Annotated in this window: 34 protein-coding genes; 5 read left to right on the top strand and 29 right to left on the bottom strand. The window is 45.2% G+C overall.

The genetic code is table 11. The annotated features are described in order from the left end of the window. Positions 1-12 precede the first annotated feature (12 nt). From accB to aroQ, 4 genes are all read right to left on the bottom strand, one after another. Entirely contained in the window at positions 13-468 is a 456-nt protein-coding gene (accB, locus tag HNY42_RS06075) for an acetyl-CoA carboxylase biotin carboxyl carrier protein (protein WP_131503136.1), read from the bottom strand. Positions 469-647: 179 nt separating this feature from the next. Further along, positions 648-1,214 (bottom strand): elongation factor P, encoded by a 567-nt coding sequence (gene efp / locus HNY42_RS06070; RefSeq protein ID WP_012369804.1) that lies wholly within the window; start codon positions 1,212-1,214, stop codon positions 648-650. A gap of 34 nt (positions 1,215-1,248) precedes the next feature. Continuing rightward, complete coding sequence (locus tag HNY42_RS06065) at positions 1,249-2,313, bottom strand: M24 family metallopeptidase (protein ID WP_131973182.1); 1,065 nt, start codon at positions 2,311-2,313, stop codon at positions 1,249-1,251. A gap of 18 nt (positions 2,314-2,331) precedes the next feature. Beyond that, positions 2,332-2,754: a type II 3-dehydroquinate dehydratase gene (gene aroQ, locus HNY42_RS06060; protein WP_188005253.1), complete on the bottom strand. Its 423-nt coding sequence runs from the start codon at positions 2,752-2,754 to the stop codon at positions 2,332-2,334. Positions 2,755-2,911: 157 nt separating this feature from the next. Here aroQ and HNY42_RS06055 point away from each other — a divergent pair, with 157 nt between their 5' ends. Together HNY42_RS06055 and HNY42_RS06050 are read left to right on the top strand one after the other, a co-directional pair. Further along, complete coding sequence (locus HNY42_RS06055; protein WP_131973183.1) at positions 2,912-3,844, top strand: DUF1385 domain-containing protein; 933 nt, start codon at positions 2,912-2,914, stop codon at positions 3,842-3,844. 20 nt (positions 3,845-3,864) lie between these two features. Further along, entirely contained in the window at positions 3,865-4,266 is a 402-nt protein-coding gene (locus HNY42_RS06050; protein ID WP_114596354.1) for an SA1362 family protein, read from the top strand. A gap of 52 nt (positions 4,267-4,318) precedes the next feature. Here HNY42_RS06050 and hpt read toward each other — a convergent pair whose 3' ends face one another. The 3 genes from hpt to HNY42_RS06035 form a co-directional block, all read right to left on the bottom strand. Next, complete coding sequence (hpt, locus tag HNY42_RS06045) at positions 4,319-4,846, bottom strand: hypoxanthine phosphoribosyltransferase (RefSeq protein WP_131503186.1); 528 nt, start codon at positions 4,844-4,846, stop codon at positions 4,319-4,321. Between the two features lie 145 nt (positions 4,847-4,991). Continuing rightward, positions 4,992-5,414 carry a transcriptional regulator MntR gene (mntR, locus tag HNY42_RS06040; RefSeq protein WP_034770295.1) on the bottom strand — a complete coding sequence of 141 codons (423 nt, stop codon included), beginning with the start codon at positions 5,412-5,414 and terminating at the stop codon, positions 4,992-4,994. A gap of 24 nt (positions 5,415-5,438) precedes the next feature. Next, positions 5,439-6,269: a lipoate--protein ligase family protein gene (locus HNY42_RS06035; RefSeq protein ID WP_131503140.1), complete on the bottom strand. Its 831-nt coding sequence runs from the start codon at positions 6,267-6,269 to the stop codon at positions 5,439-5,441. A gap of 139 nt (positions 6,270-6,408) precedes the next feature. On the opposite strand from HNY42_RS06035, the gene HNY42_RS06030 reads away from it, so the two are divergent. After that, on the top strand, positions 6,409-6,789 hold the full coding sequence (locus HNY42_RS06030) for a rhodanese-like domain-containing protein (protein ID WP_114596356.1): 381 nt from the start codon (positions 6,409-6,411) through the stop codon (positions 6,787-6,789). 59 nt (positions 6,790-6,848) lie between these two features. Here HNY42_RS06030 and gcvPB read toward each other — a convergent pair whose 3' ends face one another. The 13 genes from gcvPB to HNY42_RS05965 form a co-directional block, all read right to left on the bottom strand. Beyond that, positions 6,849-8,327 carry an aminomethyl-transferring glycine dehydrogenase subunit GcvPB gene (gcvPB, locus tag HNY42_RS06025; RefSeq protein WP_131503141.1) on the bottom strand — a complete coding sequence of 493 codons (1,479 nt, stop codon included), beginning with the start codon at positions 8,325-8,327 and terminating at the stop codon, positions 6,849-6,851. Continuing rightward, positions 8,320-9,666, bottom strand: coding sequence for an aminomethyl-transferring glycine dehydrogenase subunit GcvPA (gene gcvPA / locus HNY42_RS06020; protein WP_131503142.1), 1,347 nt, complete (start codon positions 9,664-9,666; stop codon positions 8,320-8,322). The genes gcvPB and gcvPA overlap by 8 nt, the downstream gene beginning before the upstream one ends. A gap of 14 nt (positions 9,667-9,680) precedes the next feature. Next, on the bottom strand, positions 9,681-10,763 hold the full coding sequence (gene gcvT, locus HNY42_RS06015; RefSeq protein ID WP_131973186.1) for a glycine cleavage system aminomethyltransferase GcvT: 1,083 nt from the start codon (positions 10,761-10,763) through the stop codon (positions 9,681-9,683). A 182-nt stretch (positions 10,764-10,945) separates the two neighbouring features. After that, a complete protein-coding gene (locus HNY42_RS06010) occupies positions 10,946-11,260 on the bottom strand; it encodes a hypothetical protein (RefSeq protein ID WP_114596360.1) in 315 nt (104 codons plus the stop codon). Continuing rightward, positions 11,257-11,739 (bottom strand): shikimate kinase, encoded by a 483-nt coding sequence (locus HNY42_RS06005; RefSeq protein ID WP_188005252.1) that lies wholly within the window; start codon positions 11,737-11,739, stop codon positions 11,257-11,259. The genes HNY42_RS06010 and HNY42_RS06005 overlap by 4 nt, the downstream gene beginning before the upstream one ends. Further along, entirely contained in the window at positions 11,732-11,941 is a 210-nt protein-coding gene (locus HNY42_RS06000) for a hypothetical protein (RefSeq protein ID WP_251138681.1), read from the bottom strand. The genes HNY42_RS06005 and HNY42_RS06000 overlap by 8 nt, the downstream gene beginning before the upstream one ends. 59 nt (positions 11,942-12,000) lie before the next feature. Beyond that, positions 12,001-12,351 (bottom strand): hypothetical protein, encoded by a 351-nt coding sequence (locus HNY42_RS05995; RefSeq protein WP_255508426.1) that lies wholly within the window; start codon positions 12,349-12,351, stop codon positions 12,001-12,003. Beyond that, positions 12,344-12,655, bottom strand: a complete 312-nt coding sequence (locus HNY42_RS05990) for a PulJ/GspJ family protein (protein ID WP_188005251.1) — start codon at positions 12,653-12,655, stop codon at positions 12,344-12,346. The genes HNY42_RS05995 and HNY42_RS05990 overlap by 8 nt, the downstream gene beginning before the upstream one ends. Positions 12,656-12,660: 5 nt before the next feature. Continuing rightward, positions 12,661-13,128 carry a prepilin-type N-terminal cleavage/methylation domain-containing protein gene (locus tag HNY42_RS05985; protein ID WP_131503147.1) on the bottom strand — a complete coding sequence of 156 codons (468 nt, stop codon included), beginning with the start codon at positions 13,126-13,128 and terminating at the stop codon, positions 12,661-12,663. Then, on the bottom strand, positions 13,091-13,408 hold the full coding sequence (locus HNY42_RS05980) for a competence type IV pilus major pilin ComGC (protein WP_131503148.1): 318 nt from the start codon (positions 13,406-13,408) through the stop codon (positions 13,091-13,093). The genes HNY42_RS05985 and HNY42_RS05980 overlap by 38 nt, the downstream gene beginning before the upstream one ends. 20 nt (positions 13,409-13,428) lie before the next feature. Further along, positions 13,429-14,355 carry a type II secretion system F family protein gene (locus HNY42_RS05975; protein ID WP_131503149.1) on the bottom strand — a complete coding sequence of 309 codons (927 nt, stop codon included), beginning with the start codon at positions 14,353-14,355 and terminating at the stop codon, positions 13,429-13,431. 29 nt (positions 14,356-14,384) lie between these two features. Beyond that, positions 14,385-15,227 (bottom strand): ATPase, T2SS/T4P/T4SS family, encoded by an 843-nt coding sequence (locus HNY42_RS05970; RefSeq protein ID WP_131503150.1) that lies wholly within the window; start codon positions 15,225-15,227, stop codon positions 14,385-14,387. A gap of 59 nt (positions 15,228-15,286) precedes the next feature. After that, the gene (locus tag HNY42_RS05965) at positions 15,287-15,673 is read right to left on the bottom strand and encodes a Spx/MgsR family RNA polymerase-binding regulatory protein (protein WP_012369783.1); all 387 of its coding nucleotides are present in this window, start codon (positions 15,671-15,673) and stop codon (positions 15,287-15,289) included. 225 nt (positions 15,674-15,898) lie between these two features. Between HNY42_RS05965 and HNY42_RS05960 the strand changes: the two genes are divergently transcribed. Beyond that, on the top strand, positions 15,899-16,162 hold the full coding sequence (locus HNY42_RS05960; protein WP_012369782.1) for a DUF2626 family protein: 264 nt from the start codon (positions 15,899-15,901) through the stop codon (positions 16,160-16,162). Positions 16,163-16,214: 52 nt separating this feature from the next. On the opposite strand, the gene HNY42_RS05955 is transcribed toward HNY42_RS05960, so the two are convergent. After that, positions 16,215-16,832, bottom strand: coding sequence for an MBL fold metallo-hydrolase (locus HNY42_RS05955; RefSeq protein WP_188005250.1), 618 nt, complete (start codon positions 16,830-16,832; stop codon positions 16,215-16,217). 166 nt (positions 16,833-16,998) lie between these two features. Between HNY42_RS05955 and HNY42_RS05950 the strand changes: the two genes are divergently transcribed. Then, entirely contained in the window at positions 16,999-17,178 is a 180-nt protein-coding gene (locus HNY42_RS05950) for a DUF2759 domain-containing protein (protein WP_012369780.1), read from the top strand. 109 nt (positions 17,179-17,287) lie between these two features. Here the strand turns inward: HNY42_RS05950 and HNY42_RS05945 are convergent, their stop codons facing one another. The 8 genes from HNY42_RS05945 to HNY42_RS05910 all read right to left on the bottom strand — a co-directional run bounded on the left by HNY42_RS05945 (position 17,288) and on the right by HNY42_RS05910 (position 25,029). Further along, a complete protein-coding gene (locus tag HNY42_RS05945) occupies positions 17,288-19,213 on the bottom strand; it encodes an LTA synthase family protein (protein ID WP_131503153.1) in 1,926 nt (641 codons plus the stop codon). A 222-nt stretch (positions 19,214-19,435) separates the two neighbouring features. After that, positions 19,436-20,392: an ROK family glucokinase gene (locus tag HNY42_RS05940; RefSeq protein ID WP_188005249.1), complete on the bottom strand. Its 957-nt coding sequence runs from the start codon at positions 20,390-20,392 to the stop codon at positions 19,436-19,438. Positions 20,393-20,469: 77 nt separating this feature from the next. After that, positions 20,470-20,667, bottom strand: coding sequence for a YqgQ family protein (locus tag HNY42_RS05935; protein WP_131503155.1), 198 nt, complete (start codon positions 20,665-20,667; stop codon positions 20,470-20,472). Further along, positions 20,651-21,688 carry a M42 family metallopeptidase gene (locus HNY42_RS05930; RefSeq protein ID WP_131503156.1) on the bottom strand — a complete coding sequence of 346 codons (1,038 nt, stop codon included), beginning with the start codon at positions 21,686-21,688 and terminating at the stop codon, positions 20,651-20,653. Before HNY42_RS05930 ends, HNY42_RS05935 begins: the two co-directional genes overlap by 17 nt. 199 nt (positions 21,689-21,887) lie before the next feature. Next, the gene (locus HNY42_RS05925) at positions 21,888-22,397 is read right to left on the bottom strand and encodes a GNAT family N-acetyltransferase (protein WP_114596370.1); all 510 of its coding nucleotides are present in this window, start codon (positions 22,395-22,397) and stop codon (positions 21,888-21,890) included. A gap of 192 nt (positions 22,398-22,589) precedes the next feature. Next, positions 22,590-23,543: an L-lactate dehydrogenase gene (locus tag HNY42_RS05920; RefSeq protein WP_188005248.1), complete on the bottom strand. Its 954-nt coding sequence runs from the start codon at positions 23,541-23,543 to the stop codon at positions 22,590-22,592. Positions 23,544-23,710: 167 nt separating this feature from the next. Next, on the bottom strand, positions 23,711-24,490 hold the full coding sequence (locus HNY42_RS05915; RefSeq protein ID WP_131973190.1) for a DUF92 domain-containing protein: 780 nt from the start codon (positions 24,488-24,490) through the stop codon (positions 23,711-23,713). Continuing rightward, positions 24,481-25,029 (bottom strand): 5-formyltetrahydrofolate cyclo-ligase, encoded by a 549-nt coding sequence (locus HNY42_RS05910; protein ID WP_131503159.1) that lies wholly within the window; start codon positions 25,027-25,029, stop codon positions 24,481-24,483. Before HNY42_RS05910 ends, HNY42_RS05915 begins: the two co-directional genes overlap by 10 nt. Positions 25,030-25,057 lie beyond the last annotated feature (28 nt).

Raw genomic sequence — 25,057 nt, 5'->3', positions numbered from 1 at the left:
CCATCACCCCGCTCAAGGACGAATCCGGAAGAGAGGTTGTCCGAATTCAACAAGGTCTCCATCTGCGACGAGAATTTCGACGACTGTTCCGGCTACTTCCGAGTTCAGATTATTAAATAGTTTCATGGCTTCTAAGACGCAGACGACTTGACCGACTTCGATTTGATCGCCGACTTTGACGAAAGACGGTTTGTCCGGATTCGGACGCGAATAAAACGTTCCGACCATCAACGCATTGATCGTTACCGTATCTGCTTCAACATTTGATTCTTCCGTTGCTGATTCCGTGACGGCTACTGGAGCTTGCGCTGCCGGTGTTGCGGCCGGTGCCGGTGCTTGATGGGAAACAACGATGTTATCATTTTGTTTTTTTAATTTTAACTTATACGTATCGGTTTCAAGAGAAAGTTCATTGACACTCGATTGGTCCAACATTTCGAGTACTTGCTTCAACTGATCGATTTTCATTTTTCTTCATCCCCTATCTCAACATTCACCTTTATTATTATACTTTAATATTATACCAGGTGCTAATGCCTACTCAAATACTAATATTAACTGGTCATACCAAAGGACGCAAGTCAAGACAAGAGGAAAAAACGCCTGTCCATCCAAGACGAGGATGAATAGGCGCTTCGAAAGCTGGATTATCCGTTGTAACGCCCTGTGAAATCACCAGTACGTGTATCAACTGTTACTTTTTCTCCTGCTTCGATGAAGAGTGGTACATGGATGATATGTCCCGTCTCGACCGTCGCATTTTTCTTGACGTTTGATGCTGTATCGCCTTTGACACCAGGCTCTGCCTCAACGATCGTCATGACGATTGTATTCGGAAGTTCGATTCCGAGGACTTCGCCGTTGTAGATCGCAATCTGAACTTCCATGTTTTCAAGAAGGAACGGGAGTGCCGCTTCGACTTGAGCCGTTGTGAGTTCCAATTGCTCATATGATTCTGTATCCATGAAGACATACGTTTCACCCATCGGATACAAGTATTGCATTTTGTTCCGTTCGATGTGGGCACGCTCGACACGTTCACCACCACGGAACGTCATCTCTTGAATGTTTCCGTTACGGATGTTACGCATTTTCGTCCGGACGAATGCTGCACCTTTACCAGGTTTAACGTGTTGGAATTCAAGGACCTGCCAAATCATTCCGTCTGATGTTTTAATTGTAAGTCCTGTTTTTAAATCGTTTACTGATACCATGAAAAGTTCCTCCTAAATGTTGATCTTGCCGTTTTTACAGTGTAATAAGTTCTTTTGGTGAAGACGAAAGAATTTCACGCCCTGATTCGGTGATCAAGACGTCATCTTCAATCCGACATCCTCCGACTTGTGGTACGTAAATTCCCGGTTCAACCGTAACAATCATACCAGGTTGCAGTTTCGTTTCAGAACGGAACGATAATCCTGGTCCTTCATGTACTTCTAACCCAATTCCATGACCCGTCGAATGACCAAAATATTCCCCATATCCTGCATCCTTGATGATGTCACGTGTCAAAGCGTCTGCTTCAATTCCAGTGATTCCCGGACGTAATCCGTCAACGCCTGCGAGTTGCGCTTGAAGGACGGTATCGTAAATCTTCTGTAACTCCGGACTGATTGGTCCGATGGCAACAGTACGCGTGATGTCCGAGACGTATCCGTTCAGAAGCGCACCAAAATCAAGCGTCACGAGTTCACCTGACTGAATGACTTTCGAACTGGCAACACCATGCGGTAACGCAGAACGATAACCAGACGCAACAATCGTATCGAACGACGAAGACGTCGCACCTTGTTTACGCATAAAGAATTCAAGTTCGTTCGAGACTTCAAGTTCTGTTCGACCAGCTTGAATATACGTCAAGATGTGGTGGAACGTCGCATCTGCTAAATCCACCGCTTCCTTAATCATCTTAATCTCTGATGAATCCTTAATCAAGCGTAGGTTTTCAACGATTCCAGTCGTCGGAACCAATTCCACAGCTGATGCCTGATCGAATGCTTCGAATGAGCCAAGTGTCATCGCATCTTTTTCGACACCGACTGCACGCACGCGGGCTCCCGCCATCAATTCACCCATCGTTTCCGGAATCGACCGTTCAATCTGAACGATTTCCATTCCTTTTACTTGATCAGCCGCTTGTTCCGTGTAACGGAAATCCGTCACGAAGTAAGCTTGTTCTGACGTCACGAGACACGCACCGCTCGAGCCGGTAAATCCGGAAATATACCGGATATTTTCCGCCTTCGTGACGAGAAGACCTGGTAAATCACGTTCTTTAAGAGCCGTTTGGAGTGCTTCGATACGATGTTTCATGTCTGTTTCCCCCTTTTATTATGTAGACGGTTGGATCAACGCTTCTACTGCGAGCAGATACCCCGTCATCCCTAAACCGCTGATGACACCTCGGCAAACCGGTGCAAGCATCGACTGATGCCGAAATGCTTCGCGCGCATGAACGTTTGATAAATGAACTTCAATCGTCGGTACGCCGATTGCCGCAATCGCATCCCGCAACGCAATACTCGTATGCGTGTAAGCTGCCGCATTCAAAACGATTCCGTCATATCCGCGCGCTCCATGTAAATAATCGACCAATTCCCCCTCGTGGTTCGATTGGGCGAACTGAAAATCAATATCCTTAAAACGGTGTTTTATCAGATCTTCCAAATCCGATAAAGTTTGCGTCCCATATGTATCCGGTTCCCGTGTCCCAAGCAATTTCAAGTTCGGTCCATTCAAGACGAATATCCGCATTTCATCACCTCCAGATTGTCCCTGTCATTGTATCATAAGTCGTTTTCCGTCTCCTAAATTTTCGACTAGCATCGACAGCTGAACATAGTGTTTTTTCTATAAATCGAGTAAAATGACGGTACACGATATTTTATTTGAAGATGGGATGCGTTTCTCTATGAAAACTGCTCAAGCGCCCGTTGGTGGACAAGCCATCGTCGAGGGTGTCATGTTCCAAAATGCTACACATGCCGTCTCAGCCATTCGCCGAAATGACGATACGATTGAAACATTCGAACAAAAAAAACCAAGTCGACCACGGATTGCCGTCGGTAAAAAAATCCCTTTGATCCGCGGATTGTTCGCTTTAGTCGAGTCTTCAGCAAACGGAGCAAGCCATATGAACTTCGCCAGTGACCGTTACGGTGTCAATCCGGGTGAAGAAGAGCCGGAAGACGCTTCCCAAGGCCAGTTGACGAAATGGCTCGGCGTCGCTGTACTCGGTGTTTTGTCGTTCTTTTTCGGAAAATTGATGTTTACGTTATTACCTGCGTTTCTAGCCTCACTTTTCAGCTACTTCCCGGCGTTATCCGGACATTTGATTCAAAACGTACTGGAAGCCTTGATCAAGTTGACCTTGCTGTTCAGTTACCTCTATCTGATTTCCTTGACCCCGCTCGTCAAACGACTGTTTCAATATCATGGTGCGGAACATAAAGTCATCAACTGTGTCGAGAGCGGCCAGACATTGACGGTCGAAAATGTCCGGACAAGCAGCCGTTTGCATTACCGGTGTGGTTCGAGTTTCTTGATTTTCACTGTCATCGTCGGATTTTTCGTGTATTTAATCGTACCGACCGATCCATTATGGTTACGTCTTGTTTGTCGGATTGCCTTGTTGCCTGTCGTCATCGGTCTTTCGTTTGAAGTTTTACAATTAACAAATAAAGCGCAAAACATTAGAGGGTTACGCGTCATCGCCTTACCCGGCCTGTGGTTACAGTACTTGACGACGAAAGAACCGGATGATTCTCAAATCGAGGTTGCGATTTACGCGTTTGAAGCACTCGAAAAACAGGAACATAACCTACATGAGAATGCACTTGGTTAATTGATAACAGGGGTGATAATATGATTAGACAACGGATTGGCTCTACATTCGCACTTGTCGTGTTACTGTTTGCGTTCGTCGGCTTTGGATATAAGCTTGCTAATGATCCCGGTAGTCTGTTTTCACAATTACTGTTTTTTGCGATTACAGCTGGAATCATCTTCTTGCTGTTTAAATTTTTAACACGAAATAGCGTCAGCAGCGGAACGAACTCTCAATATCGAAAATCTGTTGCGCAGTCTAAAAAAATGCATGCCAAGAACAACCCCTCTCCCCGCCGGACAGATTTTAAGAAGAAACCGGTCAAAACGACGAAAACGGCCACATCTAATAAAGTGCGTCCCCTTCGTGACCGGTCAAAAGCACCACACTTGACTGTCATTGAAGGAAAAAAGGGTAAAAAGAAAAAACGTGCTTTTTAAACAAAATCAACAGTAGCTGTGTGCCGATAAGGCTACACAGCTACTGTTTTTTTTAATCCGTCTCGACCCAACCGACGTACGGCAGGTTCCGGTATTCCTCGGCACAATCAATACCATAACCGACTACAAAATAATCGGGAATCTCAAATCCGACATAATCGGCATCGAGCGGTACTTCCCGTCGTGCCGGCTTGTCGAGTAACGTACAAATTTTCAAGACACCCGGTTTATGCAGCTTCATGTGTTCACACAAGAAACTTAAGGTATGACCGGTATCGATGATATCCTCGACGACGACGACGTATTTCCCTTCGACATCAAGATCCAAGTCCTTTTTCAACTGGACGCGTCCGGACGAAACCGTTTTGGCGCCATAAGAAGAACAGGCGACTGTATCGATTTGGACACTACCTTTGATTTCGCGCATCAAATCGGCAGCAAAGACCATTGAACCTTTTAATACGACGACTAAAACAATTTGTCGACCTGCCGCGTCACGTTCAATTGCAGCAGCAAGATCTTTTACTTTTGACGCAAGTTCTGATTCCGATACTAACTTCTCTTTAATCACGATTTCCATAACCGGATGGAGATCCATCCGTCACCCCCTTCGATGATTTCACGGTCAGTATAGCATATCCGCCTCCCCATTAACCGTACTATAATGACATTTAATTAAAAATCGTTCGTCTTTTAAGAAGAATGAGACAAAAAAACAAGTACACTCATTCTTCTGGGTGTACTTGCTGATGTTTTTGAAATTCCGCTTGTAATTCCGGACGTTCGGCAAAAAACTGAATCATTCCGTTGATTTTATCGAGTGCTTCAATACTGATATGATGCTCGATTCCTTCCACATCTTTGTAAATCAAAGATTCATCCACTCCGACGAGGCGCAGAAAATCTTCTAACAACGCATGACGTTCGACAAGGCGCTTCCCGATTTTCCGTCCTTTTGCCGTTAACATCAATCCACGGTATTTCTCATACACGAGATATTCTTCCCGGTCCAACTTCTGGACCATCTTTGTCACAGAGGACGGATGAACACCTAACAGTTCTGCAATATCGGATACACGGGCATATCCTTTTTCTTCAATCAAAATATAGATTTGTTCTAAATAATCTTCCATGCTCGGAGTCGGCACGACATCACCTTCCAATCCATCTCTTTAGCGCTTCCAGTTCCATTCTTCACTACGGTACTTCTCTGCCAACCGCTCAATTTCCTGCCATTGATGCGTTGTAAACTCTAGCGGGGTGAAGGTCAATTGAAGTGCATCTTCAAATCCCTTTACAAAAGCAAGACGAACTTCTTCGAATGAGACAGAACGTCCAGCAAGCTCATTCAAGGCAACCGCTTTTCCGGCAAAACGTGCTTTCATCCGTTCACGCATCGTTTCATCTTCGTACATAAAACAGTCAAACAATTCCCCTTCATCGACAGACAGCGGCACAGAACCGTGTTGCAACACGACGCCTTGATGACGGACTTGCGCACTTCCGGCCACTTTCCGTTTTCCGACTGCCAGTTCATAATACGATGCGGCATCAAAACAGACAGCAGACTTCGGTTTTCGCAATTCGTCTTTTTCTTCTTCTGTCATCGGAACCGAAAATTCAACAGGAATCCCTAAATGATGATACCCTTTACGGATTCCTTCTGTCAGCATCCGGTAACTTTCAATGACGGTTTTCGGGACGCCTTCCATCTGTTCAGGAAGAATCACACTGTATGTCAATTCGTCGGCGTGTAAGACAGCTCGTCCCCCGGTCATCCGGCGAACGATTGGAATACCCAGTGCTTCGATCCGTTTGCGATCAATATCTTTTGTCGCCCGTTGAAAATGACCGACACTTAATCCCCTTGGTTCCCACGAATAAAAACGAAGCGTCGGTGCGACTTCGCCTCGGCCGACAAAACCGATTAAGGCTTCGTCAATCGCCATGTTCAATGCCGGTTCCATTCTTTCCGTCGTCAATACTTGCCACTCTCTGATCAAGTGAACACCCCCAGAAACGTTTCCGTATTAGTGTATCAGACCCTTTCTATCCTGCGCAACGACGAGTCGATTGCCGAAATCGATTTCGTTTACTATAATGGTAAAGATGTTATATGAACGAAGGGGTTGGAACTTAGATATGGAAATCAGTACAATCATCACGATCGTCTTATGGGTAGCCTTGATTGCTTATATCGTCTGGCGCTTCATGCCGGTCAAAGGAATCACGAAGCTCTCACAAGAGGAATTCCGGGCAAACTACCGGAAAGCACAAATCGTAGACGTCCGCGAGACACAGGAATTTAAAGGCGGTCACATCATCGGAGCGCGTAACATACCGGTCAGTCAGATGAAAATGCGTTCGAAAGAATTACGTAAGGATATGCCGATTTATTTGTATTGCCAAGGCAACATGCGTTCATCGCAAGCGGCCAAAGTCTTGAAAAAAGCCGGTTATACGAACTTGTATCAACTTAAAGGCGGATTCAAGCAATGGACCGGAAAAGTCAAACGCAGCTGATTCCTTTTACTTCATAACAAAACCATCCCTGTCAATTAAGATGCGGGATGGTTTTTTGTTTAGACGTGAACTTCCTGTTTCGGCTGGTAACGTAAAATCGGCTTACGTGCTGCTAATGTCTCGTCCATACGTTTGACGACCGTCGTATGCGGTGCGTTCAAGACGACGTCCGGCGTCTCTTCGACTTCTTTCGCAATTTGGAGCATCGCATCGCAAAATGCATCAAGCGTCTCCTTCGATTCTGTTTCCGTCGGTTCGATCATGATACATTCTTCGACATTCAACGGGAAGTAAATCGTTGGCGGGTGATATCCGAAGTCAAGCAGGCGTTTGGCGATATCTAGCGTCCGGACACCCAGTGCTTTTTGACGACGTCCCGACAGAACAAATTCGTGTTTGCAATAGACATCATAAGGAGCATCATATGCACCCTTCAGACGTGCCAACATGTAATTGGCATTCAAGACGGCTTCTTTCGAAACGCGGGCAAGCCCTGCGCCTCCCATCGTCCGGATATAACTGTAGGCCCGGACGTTGATTCCGAAGTTTCCATAAAACGGTTTGACGCGGCCGATTGATTCCGGACGGTCGTAATCGAGTACAAAACCATCTGCCGTTTTCGCCACGATCGGTTTTGGCAGATATGGAATCAAGTCATGTTTGACACCGACCGGACCTGAACCAGGACCACCGCCGCCGTGAGGACCTGTAAACGTCTTGTGGAGATTCAAGTGGACAACATCAAAGCCCATGTCCCCAGGACGCGCAATTCCCATGATCGCGTTAGAGTTCGCACCATCGTAATACAGTTTTCCGCCGGCTTCGTGGACCGCTTTCGCAATCTCGACGATATCCGATTCGAACAGGCCGAGTGTATTCGGATTCGTCAGCATCAACGCTGCCGTATCTTCTCCAACTTTACTCTTTAAATCAGCTAAATCGACTAATCCGCGCTCGTCAGATAAGACCGTCACCGTATCAAAACCAGCAACAGAAGCCGATGCCGGATTCGTTCCGTGAGCTGAGTCCGGAACGAGAACTTTCGTCCGTTTAAAATCTCCCCGCGCATGATGGTATGCTTTGATCAACATCAGTCCTGTCCACTCACCGTGGGCTCCTGCTGCCGGTTGCAACGTCACTTCATCCATACCGGTAATGACTGCCAGTTTCTCTTGTAAGTCGTACATCAGTTCAAGAGCACCTTGTACGCTCTCAACCGGTTGCAATGGGTGGATATGAGCGAATCCCGGGAGACGTGCCATATCTTCATTGATTTTCGGATTGTATTTCATCGTACATGAACCAAGCGGATAGAAACCGGAATCGACCCCGTGATTTCGGTTCGAAAGGGCGGTATAATGACGGACAAGATCCAGTTCAGATACTTCCGGCAACTCCACGTCCTCTTGGCGTAGCAAATGCGCAGGCAATAAATCTTCCGCCGCTACTTCGTCGACCGTCGGAAGCGGTAAACTGTAGGCGACACGACCAGCTTTTGAGATTTCAAAAATCAATGTCTGTTCACTAGTTTTATGCATGAGTCAGTCCTCCTAACGCAGTCACGAATTGATCCAATTCTTCTTTCGTCCGTAATTCCGTCGCACAAACAAGCATTTGTTTGTTCCGACTGTCGTCAAACGTACCAAGTGGCAGACCACCGATGATTCCGGCTTGCAACAACTGTTTGCCGGCTTCTGTCGCATCGATTGGCAATTCAACCACAAATTCATTGAAGCTCGGACCGTCGTCCACGATGTGGAAACCTGCTTGAATCAATGATTTTTTCAAGGCGTAGGCCGTCTGAAGGTTGCGGGTTGCCAGTTCACGAATCCCGCGCTTTCCTAGTGCGCTCATCGCGATGGAGGCCGCTAAAGCATTCAGTGCCTGGTTCGAACAGATATTCGAAGTCGCTTTATCGCGGCGAATGTGTTGTTCACGCGCTTGTAATGTCAGGACGAAACCACGTTTTCCGTCTTCGTCCACCGTCTGACCGACAAGACGTCCAGGGATTTTTCGCATTAACGCTTTTGTCGTCGTGAAATACCCGCATGTCGGTCCACCAAAGCTCTGTGGAATTCCGAACGGTTGGCAATCCCCAATTGTAATATCCGCCCCAAGCTTACCCGGTGCTTCTAATAAGCCGAGTGCAAGTGGGTTGGCCGAGACGATGAATAACCCGCCTTTTGCATGCGTCGCGTCTGCTAATGCTTGTAAATCTTCGACACGTCCATAGAAGTTCGGATATTGCACGATGACACACGCGACATCATCGAGTGCATCCAGGTTCGCGATCGCCGTTTCACCATTCACGAGCGGTAATGTCTGTACTTCAAGTCCCGGACCATTTGCGTAGGTCCGCACGACATCGTGTGCTTCCGGATGCACACCATCTGAAAGAACGATTGTCTTCTTTTTCTTATGGGCACAGGCAAGCATTGCCGCTTCAGCCAGTGCTGTAATCCCGTCGTACATCGAAGAGTTGGCGACATCCATTCCCGTCAATTCACAAATCATCGTTTGGTATTCAAAAATCGCCTGCAGCTCCCCTTGTGAAATTTCAGGTTGATACGGCGTATAGGCCGTGTAGAACTCAGAGCGGAGTAACATATGGTTCACGACAGCAGGTGCATAGTGGTCATAGATACCAGCACCAAGGAAAGACGGATACTGCTTCGTGTTCATGTTTTGATCGGCAAGTTTTGAGAGCGTTCGAATCAAATCGGTTTCCGGTAAGGGAATGCCCACTTCTTCCAAAGTTCCTTGATCGCGTACACTCGCCGGGATATCGGCAAGCAAGTCTTCAATCGAGTCCGCACCAATCGTCTGTAACATTTCTTTTTCATCTTCTTGTGTCATCGGTAAATAACGAAAATCCATCTTTTATGTCCCCCTTATTTGCTCCGGCGATAGAATGGTGTGTCGATTCGTTTTGCCGCCAGTTTTTTTCCGCGTACTTCGACTTCGAACGTTTCCTCAGTCGCATATTCCGTAGGTACAAGTGCTAACGCAATGGCTTTACCGATTGTCGGTGGTAATGTACCGGTCGTAACGAATCCGACGGGTTCTCCGTTCACTAGAACCGAAGCGTCTTGACGAGCAATCCCCTTATCAAGAAGTTCAAGACCGATTAATCGGCGGCGCGGACCGTCTTCTTTCTGTTTCAACAAAGCTTCCGATCCGACAAACGACTTCACTTGTGGTTTGACGGCAAACCCCATTCCTGCTTCAATCGGTGAAATCGTCGCCGATAACTCGTGGCCGTATAAAGGCAAACATGCTTCAAATCGTAACGTATCCCGGGCACCCAGCCCACACGGTACGACACCCGCTTCTAATAACACTTTCCAGACTGTCGAGGCGTCTGCAGACGGCATGTACAGTTCGAACCCGTCTTCTCCTGTATACCCGCTGCGTGATACCAGCATATCGACTCCGGCCAACTCTCCTTGCGCAAAACGGAAAAATTTGATGTCTTCGAGATTGAGCGTCGTCAGTCCCTGCAACACTTCAACCGCTTTTGGACCTTGAACGGCAATTTGCCCATAGGCATCCGATTGATTTTCAAGCAACACGTCCCCTTTTAAATACTGACGTAAGTGCGCTTCATCTTTTTCAATGTTGGATGCATTGACGACAAGCAGATAGTCCTGTTCTGTTAAACGATAAACCAATAGATCGTCTACTGTCCCACCATCTTCCTGGCACAAAACATTGTATTGCGCCTGCCCAATCGCAATCTTCGAGATGTCATTGGACAACGTCTGTTGAAGAAATGCTAACGCATCTGATCCGGAAACAAACAACTCGCCCATATGGGATACATCAAACATTCCGACACGTTCCCGCACCGCTGTATGCTCTTCCTTGATGGATGAAAACAGAACTGGCATTTCAAACCCTGCAAAATCGACCATTTTCCCCGTTGGTGCAATGATGTCGAACAATGGCGTTCTCTTCAATGTCGTCTGACTCATACTTTTCCCCCTAATTACGAACATTTTTAGTTCCTTTTCTCTTTATTGTTCAACTTTCAATTACATTCTACCAATTTAAAATCTTTTATTCTAGGTTTATTCGGAAATTGAACAAAAGGAAAGAGAGAAAGGACAAAGTCCCTTCTCTCCTATTGTTTCATATTCAGCCGATGAAAGCCATTTCAAAATGGTTTAAGCCCTGCAGTATGTTCAACCTCTGTTTTAAGACGTTGTCCTTCAGCAATGAGTTGACGTCCTCCTTGCTCCACTCGTTTCCCCTCCGCGACCAAATGATCGACGTTTCCTTTGATTTGATTGATTCGGCTTGTCGTATGATCAATATTCGTCTGCAACGTTTGTTGACGAATGGAAAAACGTTCCAGTAGTTGCTTGATCACTGTCACATCTTTTGAAATCTTCTTTTTGTATAGGCTTAGCCCATAAATCACCAAACCGATGATTGCTAAGACGATAATTCCGAGATTGATCCAAATCATACGTTCTCCTCCAATATCGTTTCGATTTCTTTTGCCAGTTCCCGGACAGACTTCTTACCATCTAAGCGGATATCTGCCAACCGCGCATAGATGGGTCGACGTCTCCGAAATAATTTTTCGACTGTCATCCGAGATTTGACAAGCGGACGGGATGGGTCTGTCCTGATTCGATTCCAGACCAAATGGAATGGCGTATCAATCCAGATGACGATTCCGGTTTCTTTCATGAACGTCCGGTTTTCCAAACGCTCGATGATTCCGCCTCCCGTGACGACAATTTCCGCTTCACTACTTCGTAACAATTCGACTTCCCGATCCCGGAATCCTGTTTCACGGTGTTTTGCGAAGAACTCCGTAATCGAACCATACTCCTGGACAAAGCGCTCATCCAGTTCTTCGACATGATAATGCACTTGAAGATTACGTCCAATCGCTGTTTTACCAGTTCCCATAAAACCAATCAAATAAACCTTATCCATTCGAAACAACCGCCTCGATTCTCTGTCCATTATCTAGTATCGCTTCCATTTTAAAGCCTTTATCTGTCCGTGTACAGATAACTTGACCAATCGGATACTGGACGGTTTCATCTTGACGACAGTCCTTTGTTGCGGCTCGCACGAGCGACTCGAGTTGTAGCGCTTCTTTCTCCAACTGAACCTGTTTCACCGCTTCATCCATCTGATGACACCCTAGCAGGATGGCCACGCCTATTCCAAGCAGCAACAACAGGGTTTGGATCAGGATGAAGCCGCCTTCTTGCACTGAACGGTTCGTTGACGCTGATTGAGTTCGAAAATGAGCGTCTGTCCTTCCTGGCGGACTTGGTAATGCGTTACATCGTGGGCATACGTCAGTTCGCCTCCAAATTCTTTTTTTAATCGGATTTGATTTTGTACACGGACGAGCCGCCATTTGACCGGATCCTCTTTCGGATCAACGTCTACGCCGCGAACTTCATCACCATTTTTTTCACACGAAATACTCCGCCACATCAGTCGCTCAATCGTATGAAAAAATAATTCTTCTTCCATCGGTTGCTCGTGATGCACGGTACTGACGATTTGTGTCATCGCAATCAGACTAATCAACAGCAGCGGGCTCAGCCAAAGGACCAATGAAATTTCGAGGAGTGTCGTTCCGGATTGAGCTCGCCAAACAGACCTCTTCACTACACCACATCCCTTCTGTAATGTCGTAGCCTGTTCTTCTTTCTGCGATTTGATCAGACGCCATTTGATCGAGACGGCGTGTTTCGACCATCAATTGATTTTTTTGCTTTTGAAAAGACAACAGAGGATCGATTGCGAGCACCAGGAAACAAGCGATGGCAACCATCGATAAAACGACTTCCAAAAGCGTGAATCCCTGTTGCTGAATGTTTTTATTCCCCACGGTATTTACCTCGTTTTTTGAATCACCATTTGATAATTGCCGAGTAAAAATTTGATTTCAAACGCTTGTGTCGTCGATTGACACACCCAGGTCGACGCATACGTCGAATGATAACTTTTAAAGTAAATGATCCGTCCGTTCGAAGGAACGATACAGGCGTGACCCGGTTGAAATGTCCGTTGCCATAACAGGCGATCGTTCGCCATGATGAAATATCCTTTGCCGTCATTTTTCCAGCGGAGCTGCATCTGATTTTGGTCACCCGTTTTAGAATATTGAATCAATCGTAGGGTCTGAACATCCTGTTTGAGGATTCCAATGTCTTGTTCCAGCGTATACAGGGCCGGTCTTCGATCGATGACGGTTGGTAATAAAAATATCAAAAGACATCCGATCATCACCAGTACAACGGTCATTTCAATTAACGTAAATCCGTCATTTAACTTTCGTAAGTTCTCCAGTCTTCGCATCATACGTATAGGTCTCCTGATCGCAAGCAAGTTCGTTTGGTTTTTCCGCTGTCCCCCGATTGATGGTTTGCAGTGATTCCGGATACGTTTTTTCTTTCGCATAATAAAGATTTACCTCGGAGCGGATGACACGGATGTTTGCTTCGCAACTGACTCCTTTCGCCTGGTCTTTCCCGCTCGTCATGGTCGGAATCAAAACGAGTAAAAGTAAGGAAATGATCAGCAGGACGGCTGCCATTTCAAGTAAAGTGAATCCTCGTTGATTTTGAATAAAACGTTTCATTTGATTGACTCCTCATCTCTTTAAAATGGAAGTTGCTGAATAGCGAGTTGAATCGGATAGTAGAGGATTAAAAACAGTGTTCCTGTCATAACGGTTAATCCTCCGTACAATGCCGGTTCAATCAATAACAGTTTCTTTTCGACTTCTTCCTCAATTGATTCATGCAATAATGCCGCTTGCTCCAGTAATAAAGGACCTAAATCACCACTTTCCCGCGCAATATGAACTAATCCGACAGTTTCGACATCAATGATATTTTCATCCTGCATTGCCTCCGATAACGGTTGACCACTTTTTTGGCGGTGGTGCAGCACCTGATACATCTGTTTCTTTTTTCCGGTTTGCCCTTGTTCCAAAGCATGAAAAGCTTCTTCTAATGAAAATCCGGCATCGATAAAAGAACCGACCTCGATTGTAAACAAGTAGCTGTAATACAAACGCAGCATTTTTTGAATCATCTTCATACGAAGCAAACGCTTCATCGGAATATGCCGAATCAGGAGAACAAGTCCGATCACCGTCGTGACAGGAGCAAACGCCATGACATATTTTGCTGAAGAATGAAGGAGGGGACGAACGAATGGAGGTAAGGTAGCCGGATTCGACATCTCCAATAAGGAAGGAAACACATAAAGAGCATAAAACATGAACAGTAGCAACAGACTGGCTGCCAAGACAATCGGATAACGGGCCATCTTCCAAAATTTCTTTTTCATCTGACTTTCAAGCTCCAGTAACCGAATGACTTGTCGTAAAATCATCAGCGGACGTTCCGTCTGATCTCCTACTGTAAGTAATTGTTGTAAAGCTGTCGGCAGTTTTAACGGTTCAAGGGAAAAGGAGAGTCGATTGCCTTGTTGCAGTCGGACTTGAATCTCATGAATCACCGGAATGAGCAACGGATCTTCAAAACGGACCAATATATCCAGTGCCTCTTTTGTCGAGATTCCTTTAGATAAGAGACGATGAAATCGATTTAAGAACCGACATTTACTAGCGCTTGTAAGTTTTCGACGGTACAGCGAACGTCTCCCTCCTCCCGGTACAAGTGGATGATTTTTTTACAGACGGACAATTCTTCATTTGTTACTCCTAACGTTCTTAATCGCAACAAGGCCTCTTCAATCGATCCTGCATGCAAGGTAAACAAAACGACATGACCACTCAGTGCCGCATTGATCGTCAACCGTGCTGCCTCAGCTGTTCTCACTTCGCCGAAAGCAATCCAGTCTGGATCGGCCCGGAGAATTTCTTCAAAACACCGGGTTGCGTCAAAACCAGCCTTTGCATTTAACTCCAGTTGTAAAATCCCCGGTACGCTACATTCGATTGGATCCTCGACCGAGATGATCCTTTTCCCGTCCATTGAGGCCATTAATGAGTACAACATCGTTGTCTTTCCTGCGCCTGTCGTTCCGGAAATGATGATGCATCCATGTGTTTGCTGTTTTAACCAGATCAAATCCTGTTCGGGATCAAGCAAGCTTGCCGCAACCTCATCCGAAACAACCGCACGGTAAAAACGCCAGGACATGGCATCACCATATCGACTCGGTAAGATGGAGACACGCATTCCGCTCTCTTCAAGAGGATAGAGGCCACTTTGAGGGATTCGTTCATTTTGCTCCTTTAAGTTGGCTTCATAACGAATGTGACTGACAATCGTCCGATACTGTTCAATTGATACCGAGGATTGTTCTTCCAACCCTCCATTCGCCCGACAAATGACTTGGGCCGACCGGTCACCCGGAATAAAGTGGACATCGGTCGCACCGACTGCTTCAAATTGATGAATCAATCGACTGATCTCTTTTCTCAATCCAGCACCTCCTTATTCAAAAAATACAAAAAAAAAGAAGCCGAAACAAATCGGCTTCTTTAAGATACTTGAGCAATAATTCGGTTCTTACGTTTCGCAAGTGTTTCGAGTCCTGGTTTATCATATCCGATTACAAGTTGTTTCCCGTCAGTAATGATTGGGCGACGCAATAATTTAGGATTGTCACTCATCAAACGAAGTAGTTCGCTTAGTTTCATGTCATCAACATCGATCCCTAAATCTTTAAAAGCCTGACTGCGTGTTGCCAGTAAACTTTCGATTCCATCCGTTGAAAGTTTTAGTAATTCCATCAATTCATCTACGGTTGGAGCATTTCTGAACAGATGACGTTCCTCTACATCAACATGTTCCTCTTTTAACCATGATTTCGTTTTACGACAAGATGTACAGCTTGGATATGTGAAAAATATCAACTCATTCGCCATTATTGCTCCTCCTCTCAAAATCTACGCTTCTCATTACAGAAACTATACCATGCCTTTTTCGTTTTGTACACCTTTTGTACAACTATTGTACAAGTTTTTTTCAAACTTCATCTTTTGTTCACAGTTATTCCTTAACAAACACTAGAACATGATGGACGGATGATTGTTTGCTTGGTAAAATAAGTACGTATATTGACTATCTGTCGGATTTAGGGGGTTATATGAATGGGGAGAATGTACCGCGTACTCGGATTTTGGACTGGAATCATTGCAGTCATGGCATTTATCGGCGCTCTAGGTGGAGATGCTAGCTCAAGTGAACATACGGATTCATTTTTAGTTATGGGCTTCGTCTTCTTGGCACAAACAGTATTCTTTGCAGCATTAGGCTATCTTCGCCTTACTGAAAAAACGTATGTCTACATTTTTGCAGCGTACTTAACAGTATTCTTTATCGTCTTCACGTATTGGTCCAATTTCCAAATGTGAACAAAAAAGCCCCTCGCCTTCGAATGAAGACGAGGGGCTTTTTTATATTTCCTTAAAAAAATGGATTGTGTTTGATTTCCTGCCGTAACGTCGTTTCCGGTCCGTGCCCCGGATAAAACATCGTATCGTGTGGAATCTCTGCAATGACACGGTCGATGGACCGCGTCAGTACTTCTTGATCGCCGCCTTCGAGATCGGTTCGACCGACACTGCGCTTGAAAATCAAATCACCTGCAAAGGCGACCTGCTCTTTTTTAAAATAAAACGTGACACTGCCCGGTGAATGCCCCGGTGTTTCCATGACATGAAACTGGAATGGTCCAATTTCCAGCAGACCGCTTGCCAGTAACTGTTCGGCCGGTTTCACCTTTAAAGGCGGCATATTGAACTTGATGGACCCGTTGAGGTTCGGATTCGATAACCATTTCATTTCCTTTGGATGAATATAGGCAGGTGCAGACGTAAAACGTCGCAACATATCCACACCACCAATATGATCAAAATGAGCATGCGTCAAAAGGATTGCTTCGACCTTTGCACCGCGCTTTTCAATTTCGTCAAAAAAACGTATATCTTCGGTTCCCGGATCAATGACGAGACATTTCCCGTCTTTAAAAAGAAGATAGCCGTTTTCCGAAGCCATACCTGAAGTAATACTTACGATTTCCATCTCATCAAACTCCTTTGTTGATATTCTTCTCTACTATACACGAAATTGTCGAAAGTTCGTCGCCCGCCCTCTCGACTTTATTCGCTCAGTCGGCTAAACTAAAAAGTGAGATTTAAGTGAAATCTTCGTGAACTTCATAACGTGATTTTTTAAGGGGGAGTACGTCATGCATTTGGATCAACCAATCGGTTGGCTTTTCTTTATCGTTGCACTCGTCGGTGTTTGGGCCGTCTTGCGTTCACTTAAGAAACGTCAAATGTTTCCACTCGTATTTGCTGGACTGACTGTAATCTTATTCGGTTGGTTTGGTATTGCGACATTGATTTTCGGCGGAATTCCGTCATAATCATGTTTTACAAAAAAAAGGTCAGCTTTCCACAACGGAAAGCTGATCTTTTTTTGTCTACTCTCTCAAAAAAGACGGGAACGATTTAACATCGCTCCCGTCTTTTTGATTATTTAGACGTTTGTAAGAAACGCAACAAATCGCCATAAATGACTTTATCCGATAAACCTAGTTCTTTCTCAGATTGTTTGACAGACTCTTTACAGATTGCGCTGTCTTTCTCATCCGTGACTTCTTCACCGGTTTTACGGTCATAACATGTCTCTTGTGTGTAGACTGTCTTATCAGTTACGACAGAACCGTCTCGGAACAATGCATAATCTTTATGTTCTTTTGAGAACAGATCCGTTCCGAACAATACTTCATCCTTGAAATTGTAACCAAGCAGATTTAACAACGTCGGCTTGATGTCAATTTGACTTGCAACATCATCATGTTTGACGCCTTTGTCTTGCCCAGGCAAGTGGATGACAAATGGTACACGTTGCAATTGAGCAACATCATACGGTGTTAACTCATCTTTTTTCAACAATTCTGCCATCGCAGCATTGTGATTCGTCGAGATTCCGTAATGATCGCCGTACAGCATGAAAATCGTATCATCCCATGTGCCGTCTTTCTTTAATCCTTCGATGAACTTACCGAGCGCCATATCTTGGTATGCGAGTGCTTGAACATAATGATTTAATGTCGTCGAACTCGTTTCAAGTGGTGGCACGAGCTCATCTTCCGGTTTCGGCATTTCGAACGGATAATGGTTCGTCAACGTAATGAATTTCGAGTAGAACGGGCGCGGAAGATCTTTTAGCATCGGTAACGATTGCTCAAAAAACTTGTCGTCCAGTAGTCCCCATTCTGTTAAATCTTCTGGATTACCTAAATCGTAATCGGTTTCCGAGAAGAAACGATCGACTCCGAAACTGTTGTACACGATATCGCGGTTCCAGAATGATTTGTTGTTTGCATGGAATACAGCTGAATAATAGCCGTCTTCTTTTAACATTTCAGGTGTGGCACGGAATTCATTTTCGCCGTTTGTAAAGAATGCTGATCCGCGACCAAGTGGATAAATCGAGTTTTCCAAGATAAACTCGGCATCCGATGTTTTCCCTTGTCCTGTATTGTGATAGAAATTATCCCAATAGTGCGAGTCTTTGATCAGTTTATTAAGGTTCGGTGTGACTTCCTGCCCATTCGGTGCTTTTAAACCGACAGCAAACGATTGAGCCGACTCAAATGAAACGACGATGACGTTTTTCCCTTTGTACTTCCCAAACATTGCCGGATTTGGTGTAGCATACTTTGAATCTGCAAAGTTTTGAACTTCAGAAAGCTCAGAACTGTCGGCCATTGCCTTTTGCGCTGATGTTTTCGATTGAATCAACGCATCGTACATATGGAAGTTAAACGTTCCGATATTTTTGACGAGCAGTTCGCGGTCAAACGCACGTGTTAGTAATTCTGGGCGTTCTGTTTCCGCAAGTGCCAGGTTGCCTAGGAAAACGGCTGTCGCTGCAACGAAAGCGAGAATCGCACGTCCACGCGACGCGATATTTTTCGACATATCCATTTTCCGTAAGAAAAACGGAAGAATCAATAAGTCCCCGACAATCAGAAGATCCGCCCATGATAACAATGAACCGAGCGACGCTGAAACCGTCTCTGCATTCGATGTTTGGAACAGAACCGGTAATGTCAGGTAATCATTAAAGAAACGGAAGAAAATGATATCCGCATACAGGACGAATGTCGCCACGACAAGGGTCCCGTAGATGAACCATTTTTGAACGTTCCCACGGAAGAAGAAACTGAATCCAAACATAAACAGTGCCGAACTGATTGGGTTAATCAGTAAGATGAATGCCTGTGCCGAATTGGTGACCGGCACATTGAAAAAGAGCGTATACGCTAAATATGTTTTTAACCAAATCAGAAGTGTCGCAATCCAAAAGAGCTTGTGCTCCTTATACGTGCTGCGCACACCTTGACCCACCTTTAGCCGCATACGCGACCAGATGCTTGAGTCTTGCTGCATAAAAACCTGCCTCCTAATATACGTGTGTCCTTTTTAATCGAACTTTTACACGTCTTACATGTCATATTCTATTTATACCCGTATCACGTGAAAATTTTACGCTTACTTTTACAAAAATGCAACCGGAATCCGGTCGATACTTTACAATCACATACTTTTATTACGTATGTAAACAAAAAAAAGATTCGATTTCTCGAATCTTCTTAAAAATAAATCATATGATTACTTTTTTAAAAACATTTGTTTGGCTAGCCAAGCGCAGCCAATGACCCCGGCATCGTTACCGAGTTCCGCGATTTTGAAGGTCGTTGATCCAAAGACACGAGGTAAAGCAAATCGTTCGAACGATTCCTTTAAAGGAGTCATCAACGCATCGCCGGCTTTTGAAACACCACCGCCGATGACAATGATCTCAGGATTAAAACTGTTTGCCAAATTCGAAATAGCAAGTCCAAGATGGAATGTCACTTCTTCGACAACTTCCGTCGCTACCGCATCCCCTTGCGAATAGGCTTCAAATACATCTTTTGCCGTAACCGCTTTGATATTATTCAAAGAAGTAATTTGTCCTTTTCGTTTTTCAAGACCCAGTCGGGCGACACCCGTTGCAGAAGCAATTGTTTCCAAACAACCTTTACGGCCGCAACCACACAGGACGCCACCTTCCGGCAACATCGTGATATGACCGATTTCACCGGCCATACCGACTGTTCCGTGAACGATTTGTCCGTTGGTGATTAAACCACCACCAACACCTGTCCCCAGTGTGACGGCAAGCAGCTCTGTCGCTCCGCTCCCTGCCCCTTTCCACATCTCACCGATCGCCGCTGCATTCGCATCGTTCTCAATCACAGCGGGCAATCCTGTTAAACGTTCAAACTCTCCGACGAGTTCAAAATTGTTCCAACCGATATTGACCGCTTTTTCGACGACACCCGTATTAAAGTCGATGAATCCCGGCGCACCGATTCCAGCGCCGACAAAGTCTTCGACCCGCTTGTTGCTTTGCTGACATTTTTCAAAGAAAGAACGGGCGATGTCTCCCGGAATTTGTCCGCCATCATTTAAGATGACCGTTTCAATTTCCCATTTTTCTACGATGATTCCTTGTAAATCCAGAATCGCCATCTTGACCGTCGTTCCACCGATATCCACACCCAGTAACCACTTCATCGTCATAACTCCCTCATGATAAAAAATTCTTCCCTTTTATTTTAGCCGATTCATCTGCTTGTGCAAAGGGTTGCGCAAGCTTTTCATGCTTTTCTCGATTGTTGTAGTTCGTATGCTAAAATCACTTTTGCGGAATCATATTGTTTTTTTTCCAGCACACCGGCCTGCTCAAGTTCGTCCAGTTCAAGCATCATCATCGCAATATCCGATTCCCGGTCACCGAGGTACACAATCGTTCCATATGATTTGAGCAATTGCTGAACATCATAAAGTGTTTTCATCGTTCATCGGCTCCTTTACAAATACATCGAGTAAATCGTATGTGGCTTGAAGGGATGTCTCGTGTGTCCGTTCGTAAGAATGACTCGATTCAATCCCGGGACCGAGTAATCCGTGCCGGACATCATGTCCGGCATGGACGGCCGCTGAAGCATCCGAACTGTAATAGGGATAGATATCCACTTTGTATGGAATCGTATGCTGTTGCGCTAAACGTGTGAACTGATGACGTAACGCAAGATCATACGGACCGGAACCGTCTTTTGCACAAATCGAAACCGTGTACTCATCCGAATGTTGTCCTTCTCCAAGCGCTCCCATGTCGACTGCGATATATTCCGCGACATCTTCTGAAAAACCGGCATTTCCTCCAAAGCCCACTTCTTCATAATTGGAGATGAGAATGTGGACAGGATGCGGTAACGTCAGCGTTTTCCATTTCTTGACGAGCTCCAACAATAAAGCAACAGACGCCTTGTCATCAAGGTGACGTGATTTTACGAATCCCGTTTCCGTATGAACGAACCGTGGATCAAACGTTACGACGTCACCTACTTCGATTCCGGCAACCCTTGTTTCTTCTGCCGTTGTCGAACGGATGTCGAGTCGGACCTCGATATTCGTCGCACTCCGTTCTTCCGTATTCGTCACACGTGACGTGTGGACACTTGAATGATGGAAGACAATCGTTCCGGAAACGGTTTGTCCATCCATTTTATGAACTAAACAGTTTTCTCCCTCAATAGCTGTCCACGCATAGCCGCCAAGCTGCGATAGACTGAGACGACCGGTTGGTAAGATTTCCTTCACCATCGCCCCTAACGTATCGACATGTGCTGTCAGTAACCGAATCCGCGACGACTGCCCCGGCAACATGGCAAGCAAAGCCCCTTTTTCTAATTTTTTATATGTAATCCCTTCTTCTTTGAACCGGTTTTCTACATATGTAAGTGCATGAACGGTGAATCCCGTCGGACTAGGAATCTCCACTAAGTCACGAATCGTCTGAACAACTGCCTGCATGTGTTTCACTCCTTTTTTCGAATGTTTTTCCCTTTATATGATACCAAAAGATGGAACAGGCGGGTACTCATTCACTGCTTCGATTGCCTTCCTGCTGAATAAAAAAAGTCGTAGATTCAATTTACATTGACTCTACGACTTTTCATACGTCTAATCTTCCCTTCGAACCAATTTTAAAAAGGAATTGATTCATCCTCCATTAGACGTATTTTTTCATCCAGATATCATCGCGGTATGTTCCATCTTCCAGTTTAACGGAGTCCGGATCTTCCGCGTATACTTCAAAGCCCAGTGATTCATACAGGTTCTGAGCGGCCTCATTGCCGGAAAGCACTGCCAGGATGACTTGTTCGACATCAGGAAGTTGCTTTGCCTCTTCAATCAACGCTTCCATTAGAGCACGTCCTGTTCCGCCACGATAATCCGGTGACACATACACACCAGAAATCATCGCTTTATGCGACTCGCGTGATAATTCGTACGGCTTGACCTGACCAAATCCAAATAACTTTTCACCGTCAAATATTCCGAGCCATACTTCATCCGAATCCGGATCGCCTTCCAGCCCTTCTTGAACATCTTTAATTGGTGTTTGTTGTTCATCATCAAACGAATGACCAAACGCATCTGGATGATTTTTTAATCCTTCCAGTCGAAGACTCCAATACTGTTCTGCATCTTCTTTCGTTAACTTCCGAAATGTATACATGACTGTCTTTCTCCCCTTTATGCGTTTTTACTATTAGACAATATGACATGAGAAACTCTTCTATCCTTTACATAACCTTTTTCTAGTAAAATAAAACCTAGTTTAATCCGGAATTTTCAGCACAAAAAAAATCACTCCTTTTCGATTTGTCGAAAAAGAATGATTTTTTCGCTTTAGGCGGTCGGCTCAATATTAACGGAGAACAGGTTCCATCGTTTGACGCAACACTTCTGCTGAGTGATGGAATTTTTTAAGTTCTTCTTCCGTTAAAGAAACTTCGATGATTTCCCGAACACCTTGCCGGTTGATGATTGCGGGTACACCGATATGGATACCGGAAATCCCATACTGTCCGTCGACATGTGCTCCGACCGTTAAGAGACAGTTCTCATTTCCGAGAATCGCCCGGACGATTCGAACAAGTCCAAGACCAATCGCATAATAGGTCGCCCCTTTTCGTTCGATGATGTGATACGCTGCATCCCGGACATTGATATAAATTTGATCAAGATCCGCTTGAGAGTAACGATCATTTTCCGCTAACAATTCATCAATCGTTTTACCATAGATCCGTGAGTTGCTCCAGGCTGCAAATTCCGTGTCCCCGTGCTCTCCAAGAATGTAGGCATGCGCATTACGGGAATCGATATGGAAGTATTCACCGAGCATTTGACGCAAACGGGCCGTATCAAGAACCGTACCTGATCCAAAGACACGGGATTTTGGAAGACCGGAATATTTCCATGCCAGATGAGCCATGATGTCAACCGGGTTAGATGCAACGACGATGATGCCATCAAAACCAGATTCCATGATTTGGCGTATCATTTCTTTCATGATCAACGCATTTTTAGCAACAAGATCGAGTCGGGTTTCGCCCGGTTTTTGTGGCGCCCCTGCCGTGATAACAATCACTTCCGCATCCTTACAGTCTGAGTAATCCCCTGCCCAGATGCGCATCGGGGAAGAACTGAAAGGTGTCCCGTGATTTAAATCCATCGCTTCGCCCTCTGCTTTGGCTTTATTCACATCGATGATCACCAATTCTTCACACAATCCCGCCGTCGACATCTGATAGGCAAAGCTTGAACCAACAGCCCCCGCACCAATTAACGCTACACGTGTCACTTTCGCATGTAATTCCATCCTTTATATCCACCCTTCTGAAGGTAATTTAAAAGTTTGTTAACTATCTCACAAATAGATTGTAACATCTTTCACAAAGTTTAGGTATTTATGAAACCGTTCACATCTTGTCTAATTTGTGTCAATAATATCCTAACATAAGGAAAAGCGACATCTTCCATTTCCACTTACCACATTCGATACACAATAAAACCAAACATTCCGGCTAACGTACTCGACAAAAAGTTGACTCCGTCATTCCCAAGCCATTTCCATCCCTTTACATAAAGAGTCGGTTGATTGTGGTGAAGACGTTTTTCTGTTTCTTTGAGGCAAACCACACATCGAAATTTCCGCTGGACCGTCCCGCCGAACAATGTATCAAACAAACTTCCTATGATGCCGCCTAACGTCACCAACAACCAGATGTCCGTCGATAAGTCGAACAGTAGATCGCCTGCTGTCGCTATGAACAAGGCGCCGACAATCGTTGCGGTCGTCCCAAGGATTGAAATTGCGCCGCTCGTTCCAGCCGGTACACGCCGTCCCGTTAAGAGAAAAGGATTTTTTTTTGACAAAGGACCAATTTCAGAAGCCCATGTGTCGGCATTTGACGCAGCCAGCACGATCAAAAATAAGACAAGAAACGATGTGTGTTCTGTCCAGAGAAATCCCATCGAAGCCAACGCTGCGATCCCTCCGTTCGCAAGAACCTGCCAGCCGTCACGCGGTCCGTCTTTTTCGACGATTTGATTCACCGACTGTTTTCTTCGTTTCCCAAGTTTCGACAACAGACTGGAACTGCCGAAAAAAAGCAATAACATCAGAAGCCCGGGGTAACCGAATCCGGACAGGACAAGCGCCCCGACGACAAGCGTCCAAATACTGCCGCTGATGGTCAGCAAACGCAGCCGGTATCCGATATAGCCGAGGAAAAAACAAAATAAAATACCGTAGATTACTGGCATACAACGACCTCAGACTCGGTTACAATCTGCTGAACCGGTTGATCGAAGGGTTCCACTTCGAACGCAGAAACCAGTTGACGCTCAAACGCAACCGCTAACGTATGGCCATGATAATCAGCTAATACCCGATCATAAAAACCGCCTCCCCACCCTACACGGTAGCCTTGACGTGTGAACGCCCGTCCCGGAACGATGCAAAGGTCCACTGCACTCAAAGACCTCTCTACCGCCTGGTCATCCGGTTCCCGAATGCCCATCTTTGTTTCTATCAATGGGCTGTTCGGTAAGTATTCAAAAAATCGCATCTCCTGGTGCATGACTTTCGGAATGACAACCTGTTTCCCCAGTTCCCAGGCCTTCAAAATAATCGGCTCTGTCGCACATTCGTTGCGAAAGGAAAGTGTGATGGCAATGGATTGAGCATTTTTCCACTCCGGTAAAGCAAACAAATAATCATAAATCTGCTGTTCTTTTTGTTCACGATGCTCTAACTGATTTAACTGATCTGTAATAAATCGCCGAATTTCCCGTTTTTCCATCTTGCGAATCCCCCTTATTCAACAAAAA

The sequence above is a fragment of the Exiguobacterium sp. Helios genome (genome assembly GCF_014524545.1).
Taxonomy (GTDB): domain Bacteria; phylum Bacillota; class Bacilli; order Exiguobacteriales; family Exiguobacteriaceae; genus Exiguobacterium_A.
Note: the sequence above shows the minus strand (reverse complement) of the source record. Positions and strands in the feature narration are given on the sequence as shown.

Coding starts and splice junctions, on each gene's coding strand:
- accB (WP_131503136.1), bottom strand. CDS start 468: ATGAAAATCGATCAGTTGAAGCAAGTACTCGAAATGTTGGACCAATCG.
- efp (WP_012369804.1), bottom strand. CDS start 1,214: ATGGTATCAGTAAACGATTTAAAAACAGGACTTACAATTAAAACATCA.
- HNY42_RS06065 (WP_131973182.1), bottom strand. CDS start 2,313: ATGAAACATCGTATCGAAGCACTCCAAACGGCTCTTAAAGAACGTGAT.
- aroQ (WP_188005253.1), bottom strand. CDS start 2,754: ATGCGGATATTCGTCTTGAATGGACCGAACTTGAAATTGCTTGGGACA.
- HNY42_RS06055 (WP_131973183.1), top strand. CDS start 2,912: ATGAAAACTGCTCAAGCGCCCGTTGGTGGACAAGCCATCGTCGAGGGT.
- HNY42_RS06050 (WP_114596354.1), top strand. CDS start 3,865: ATGATTAGACAACGGATTGGCTCTACATTCGCACTTGTCGTGTTACTG.
- hpt (WP_131503186.1), bottom strand. CDS start 4,846: ATGGAAATCGTGATTAAAGAGAAGTTAGTATCGGAATCAGAACTTGCG.
- HNY42_RS06030 (WP_114596356.1), top strand. CDS start 6,409: ATGGAAATCAGTACAATCATCACGATCGTCTTATGGGTAGCCTTGATT.
- gcvPB (WP_131503141.1), bottom strand. CDS start 8,327: ATGCATAAAACTAGTGAACAGACATTGATTTTTGAAATCTCAAAAGCT.
- gcvPA (WP_131503142.1), bottom strand. CDS start 9,666: ATGGATTTTCGTTATTTACCGATGACACAAGAAGATGAAAAAGAAATG.
- gcvT (WP_131973186.1), bottom strand. CDS start 10,763: ATGAGTCAGACGACATTGAAGAGAACGCCATTGTTCGACATCATTGCA.
- HNY42_RS06010 (WP_114596360.1), bottom strand. CDS start 11,260: ATGATTTGGATCAATCTCGGAATTATCGTCTTAGCAATCATCGGTTTG.
- HNY42_RS06005 (WP_188005252.1), bottom strand. CDS start 11,739: ATGGATAAGGTTTATTTGATTGGTTTTATGGGAACTGGTAAAACAGCG.
- HNY42_RS06000 (WP_251138681.1), bottom strand. CDS start 11,941: ATGGATGAAGCGGTGAAACAGGTTCAGTTGGAGAAAGAAGCGCTACAA.
- HNY42_RS05985 (WP_131503147.1), bottom strand. CDS start 13,128: ATGATGCGAAGACTGGAGAACTTACGAAAGTTAAATGACGGATTTACG.
- HNY42_RS05980 (WP_131503148.1), bottom strand. CDS start 13,408: ATGAAACGTTTTATTCAAAATCAACGAGGATTCACTTTACTTGAAATG.
- HNY42_RS05965 (WP_012369783.1), bottom strand. CDS start 15,673: ATGGCGAATGAGTTGATATTTTTCACATATCCAAGCTGTACATCTTGT.
- HNY42_RS05960 (WP_012369782.1), top strand. CDS start 15,899: ATGGGGAGAATGTACCGCGTACTCGGATTTTGGACTGGAATCATTGCA.
- HNY42_RS05955 (WP_188005250.1), bottom strand. CDS start 16,832: ATGGAAATCGTAAGTATTACTTCAGGTATGGCTTCGGAAAACGGCTAT.
- HNY42_RS05950 (WP_012369780.1), top strand. CDS start 16,999: ATGCATTTGGATCAACCAATCGGTTGGCTTTTCTTTATCGTTGCACTC.
- HNY42_RS05945 (WP_131503153.1), bottom strand. CDS start 19,213: ATGCAGCAAGACTCAAGCATCTGGTCGCGTATGCGGCTAAAGGTGGGT.
- HNY42_RS05940 (WP_188005249.1), bottom strand. CDS start 20,392: ATGACGATGAAGTGGTTACTGGGTGTGGATATCGGTGGAACGACGGTC.
- HNY42_RS05935 (WP_131503155.1), bottom strand. CDS start 20,667: ATGAAAACACTTTATGATGTTCAGCAATTGCTCAAATCATATGGAACG.
- HNY42_RS05930 (WP_131503156.1), bottom strand. CDS start 21,688: ATGCAGGCAGTTGTTCAGACGATTCGTGACTTAGTGGAGATTCCTAGT.
- HNY42_RS05925 (WP_114596370.1), bottom strand. CDS start 22,397: ATGTATACATTTCGGAAGTTAACGAAAGAAGATGCAGAACAGTATTGG.
- HNY42_RS05920 (WP_188005248.1), bottom strand. CDS start 23,543: ATGGAATTACATGCGAAAGTGACACGTGTAGCGTTAATTGGTGCGGGG.
- HNY42_RS05915 (WP_131973190.1), bottom strand. CDS start 24,490: ATGCCAGTAATCTACGGTATTTTATTTTGTTTTTTCCTCGGCTATATC.
- HNY42_RS05910 (WP_131503159.1), bottom strand. CDS start 25,029: ATGGAAAAACGGGAAATTCGGCGATTTATTACAGATCAGTTAAATCAG.